The sequence below is a fragment of the uncultured Microbulbifer sp. genome (genome assembly GCF_913055755.1).
Classification (GTDB): Bacteria; Pseudomonadota; Gammaproteobacteria; order Pseudomonadales; family Cellvibrionaceae; genus Microbulbifer.
Window position 1 is genome coordinate 1 of record NZ_CAJXKH010000154.1, and the last position, 4471, is coordinate 4471.

At 59.4% G+C, this 4471-nt stretch carries 5 protein-coding genes; 4 read left to right on the forward strand and 1 reads right to left on the reverse strand.

Translation table 11 applies throughout. The features are described 5' to 3' along the window. From QZ511_RS16385 to arsH, 3 genes are all read left to right on the forward strand, one after another. Positions 1-340: arsenate reductase ArsC (locus QZ511_RS16385; protein WP_295804112.1), on the forward strand; the 340-nt coding region annotated here is incomplete at its 5' end. Positions 341-342: 2 nt separating this feature from the next. After that, positions 343-1362 carry an ACR3 family arsenite efflux transporter gene (arsB, locus tag QZ511_RS16390; protein ID WP_295804115.1) on the forward strand — a complete coding sequence of 340 codons (1020 nt, stop codon included), beginning with the start codon at positions 343-345 and terminating at the stop codon, positions 1360-1362. 3 nt (positions 1363-1365) lie between these two features. Continuing rightward, positions 1366-2094: an arsenical resistance protein ArsH gene (gene arsH / locus QZ511_RS16395; RefSeq protein ID WP_295804118.1), complete on the forward strand. Its 729-nt coding sequence runs from the start codon at positions 1366-1368 to the stop codon at positions 2092-2094. 33 nt (positions 2095-2127) lie between these two features. Here the strand turns inward: arsH and QZ511_RS16400 are convergent, their stop codons facing one another. Further along, complete coding sequence (locus QZ511_RS16400) at positions 2128-3216, reverse strand: PA0069 family radical SAM protein (protein WP_295804121.1); 1089 nt, start codon at positions 3214-3216, stop codon at positions 2128-2130. A gap of 167 nt (positions 3217-3383) precedes the next feature. Here QZ511_RS16400 and QZ511_RS16405 point away from each other — a divergent pair. Next, on the forward strand, positions 3384-4471 hold a 1088-nt coding region (locus QZ511_RS16405), incomplete at its 3' end, for an FMN-binding glutamate synthase family protein (RefSeq protein WP_295804124.1).

Here is a 4471-nt window from a genome sequence, read left to right on the forward strand (position 1 = left end):
GTCGATCCGCTACCTGCAGGAAAGGGGGATAGACACCCGCGGCCTGCAAAGCCAGTCGTGGGATGCGTTTGCGGCGGAGCAACCGGATGTGGTGGTTACCGTGTGTGACAGCGCCGCCAACGAAAGTTGTCCGGTGTGGTTCGGTGATACGGTGAAAGTGCACTGGGGGCTGCCGGACCCGTCAAAGCTGGAGGGCTCGGAGGCAGAGATTCGCCAGGCCTTCTACGCAGTGATGGATACCATCGAAAAACGGGTTGCTCGCCTGCGGGATCTGGCCGGAAAAAATCTGTCGAAAGACGAGTTGCAGGCAGCGCTCTCAATGATTTCCGAGGAGCGCTGATCGTGGGCATATTTGAACGCTATCTGTCGGTTTGGGTTGGCCTGTGCATTGTTGCCGGCCTGGCTCTGGGTTCATCGTTTCCGCAGCTATTTCACTGGTTTGCGGCGATGGAGATTGCCCACGTCAATATTCCGGTCGCCATTTTTATCTGGGTGATGATCTACCCGATGATGGTGCAGGTGGATTTCAGCTCGATCCGGGATATCGGCAAAAAGCCCAAGGGATTGTTGTTGACGCTGGTGTTCAACTGGCTGATCAAACCCTTCACCATGGCGGCCCTGGGCTGGCTGTTTTTCCGGGTTATTTTTGCCGACCTGGTGGATCCGCAGACTGCCACCGAATATATCGCCGGTATGATACTGCTGGGTGTCGCGCCCTGTACCGCGATGGTGTTTGTGTGGAGCCACCTTACCCGCGGCGACGCCAACTACACCCTGGTGCAGGTCTCGGTCAACGACGTCATCATGGTATTTGCCTTCGCGCCCATTGCCGCATTTTTGCTCGGGGTCAGTGACGTCACCGTGCCCTGGGACACGCTGTTGCTGTCTGTGGTGCTGTATGTGGTGATTCCACTGGTTGCCGGTGTTTTGACCCGGTTGAAGCTGGATTCGGCCAATGACCACACCAAGCTGAACCAGTTTATCCAGACCCTGAAGCCAGTTTCCATCGCCGGCCTGCTGGCAACGGTGGTGTTGTTGTTCGGGTTCCAGGCGGAAACCATCCTTGCGCAACCGCTGGCCATTGTGCTGATTGCGATACCGCTGTTGATCCAGACCTACGGGATCTTTTTTGCCAGTTATGGCGCGGCGCAGGCGATGAAGTTGCCGCACAATATCGCGGCCCCCGGTTGCATGATCGCTACCTCCAACTTTTTTGAACTGGCGGTGGCGGTGGCGATCTCGCTGTTTGGCCTGAATTCCGGTGCTGCGCTGGCGACGGTGGTGGGGGTGCTGGTGGAAGTACCGGTGATGTTGAGCCTGGTGGCCTTTGCCAATCGCACCCGAGAGTATTTTGAGAGTTGATGTATGACTGAATACGATATCCAAAAATCTATGCCCAATATCGACCCGGAGTGCCTGCATCCCATCGAAGATGAAAGGCTGTTCGGTGCGGAGCGATCCAATGCTGGCCCGAGAATTCTGCTGCTCTACGGATCCCTGCGGCAGCGCTCTTTCAGCCGTCTGGCCACCGAAGAAGCGGCGCGCATTCTCGAGTTTTTTGGTGCGGAAACCAGGACCTTTAACCCTTCGGGGCTGCCGCTGCCGGATGACGCCGATGACCAGCATCCCAAGGTGAAAGAGCTGCGGGAACTGGCGCAGTGGTGTGAGGGTATGGTGTGGTGCAGCCCCGAGCGCCACGGAGCCATGACCGGGATCATGAAGGCACAGATCGACTGGATTCCGCTGGCATTGCAGGGCGTCCGTCCCACCCAGGGTAAAACCCTGGCGGTAATGCAGGTGAGCGGTGGCTCGCAATCGTTCAACGCGGTCAACCAGATGCGGGTACTGGGGCGCTGGATGCGCATGTTCACCATTCCCAACCAGTCGTCGATCCCCAAGGCCTGGCTGGAATTTGGCGACGACGACCGCATGAAGCCTTCATCGCTGTACGATCGTGTGGTGGATGTAATGGAGGAGCTGGTGAAGTTCACCCTGCTGCTGCGGGATCGCAAGGACTACCTGGTGGACCGCTACTCGGAGCGCAAGGAAACTGCGGAAGAGTTCCGCAAGCGGATCGACCAGCGCTCCATGTGATTCACTGTAGCGGGGAATACCCGCAATCAACATTCAGAACAGGCTCTGCTGGTCCCCACTCTGCGGCGGCGGGGTAAACCGGTCGCAATCCAGCTTCAGCTTGTTTTGATTGAGCCCCAGCTTGCGGCAGTGCACGCGAAAGCGTTGCTGCAACAGCTGGGCGAAAACACCGTTTCCCCTCTGTCTTTCCCCGAAACTGCTCTGGTAATCCCTGCCGCCGCGACTCTGTTGCACGATGCTCATTACATGCTCCGCCCGCTCGGGATAGTGCTCGGCGAGCCACTGCCGGAATAACGGCGCAACCTCAAACGGCAGCCGCAACAGAATGTAGGCGGCGTGGATCGCACCGGCTTCCCGGGAGCGACTCAGGATCGCCTCCAACTCACAGTCGTTCAGGGCCGGAATCATCGGCGCCGCCATGACCGCAGTGGGAATCCCCGCATCACTCAGCGCTTCGATGGTGCGCAGGCGCGCGCCGGGGCCGGCGGTGCGCGGCTCCAGTTTACGCTTCAGGTCATTGTCCAGGGTGGTCACGCTGATACCCACATGAGCGAGTCCGTCTTGGGCCATTTCTGCCAGCAGTGGCAGGTCCCGCAGTATCAGCTGGCTTTTGGTAACGATCGTCACCGGGTGCTGGAAGTGCTGCAGCGTTTCCAGGATCTCGCGGGTAATACGCTTGTGCTTTTCCAGTGGCTGGTAGGGGTCGGTATTGGTGCCGAGCGCAATGGGGCTGCACCGATAGCCCGGTTTGCGCAGGGCTTGCTCCAGCAGTTCCGCCGCATTGGGTTTGAAAAACAGCCTGGTTTCGAAGTCCAGCCCCGGTGACAGGTCCACGTAGGCGTGGGCCGGACGCGCGTAGCAGTAGATACAGCCGTGCTCGCAGCCCCGGTAGGCATTGATGGACTGGCTGAAGGGCAAATCCGGCGAGTTGTTGCGGGTGATGATGGACCTGGCCTTTTCCTCTATCGCCACCGTGGCAATGGTGGTAACCGGCTCCAGCTGATCTTCCCAGCCATCGCTCTCGCGGGTGCTGACGGCATCCACAAAGCGTCCCGCCAGGTTGCTGACCGCGCCGCGGCCCTTGAGGCAGCGGGTGGGGTTGTGGAAGTCGTCGTTGGCCACAGGGTTCTCGGCGGGTAAATACTAAATTGTGGAGCTGTATGAATGTACAGTTTATTGCCGAGTCCTCCCCGGTGCAAGCCGCGTGCAAGGCATCCGGCCAGCACTTACAATGACCGCAGGTCATAAATCCCGACACTGATTCGGCATTAACAACAAGGAACCCCGGAATGGATCTTCAGGCGGTTGCGGCTATCCAGGCATTTGCAGTAAATGTGCTGCAGGTGTTTGCGCTGCTGTTTGCGTTTACGCTGGTGCTACTGGTGCTTTACGTGGTTTACATGTACCTCTCGGATGTCAGCCAGACCAAACAGGCGATCCGGCGCAACTTTCCGGTACTGGGGCGTTTCCGCTATCAGTTCGAGCATTTGGGGGAATTCTTCCGCCAGTACTTCTTTTCCCTGGACCGGGAGGAGATGCCATTCAATCGCGCCCAGCGCAGCTGGGTCTACCGGGCGGCCAAGAATGTGGATTCGACCCTGGCCTTCGGCTCTACCCGGCCGCTGAACCAGCCCGGCGATATCGTCTTCCTGAACCATCCGTTCCCCACCCTGAGCAAGGACGCGGTGCCGCCGCGGGAGGTGACCGTGGGGGAGGGTGTGGCCCGCAAGCCCTATACCACCCGTTCGATATTCAATATTTCCGGGATGAGCTTCGGCGCCCTGTCGGTGCCGGCGGTGACCGCGCTGTCGAAGGGGGCGAAAAAGGCGGGTATCTGGATGAATACCGGGGAAGGGGGACTGTCCTCCCATCACCTCTCCGGTGGCTGCGACATCGTATTCCAGATCGGCACCGCCAAATACGGCGTGCGGGATGCGGCGGGCAACCTCAGCGATGAAAAACTGCGCAAGGTGGCAGAGTACGACCAGGTAAAGATGTTCGAGCTCAAGTTGTCCCAGGGGGCCAAGCCCGGCAAGGGCGGCATCCTGCCCGGAATCAAGGTCACAGCGGAGATTGCCGCGGTGCGCGGTATCCCCGCCGGTATGGATTCCATCAGTCCCAACGGCCACCCGGAATTTCGCGATGTGGCGGGTCTGCTGGACATGGTCGAACATATCCGCGAAGTCACCGGCAAGCCCACCGGTTTCAAGTGTGTGATCGGCAATAGCGAATGGCTGCACGAATTGTGTGAGGTCATCCTCGAGCGCGGTGTGGCGTCGGCACCGGACTTTATTACCATCGACAGCGCCGATGGTGGCAGCGGCGCGGCGCCCCAGAGCCTGATGGACTACATGGGGCTGCCGTTGAACCGCAGCCT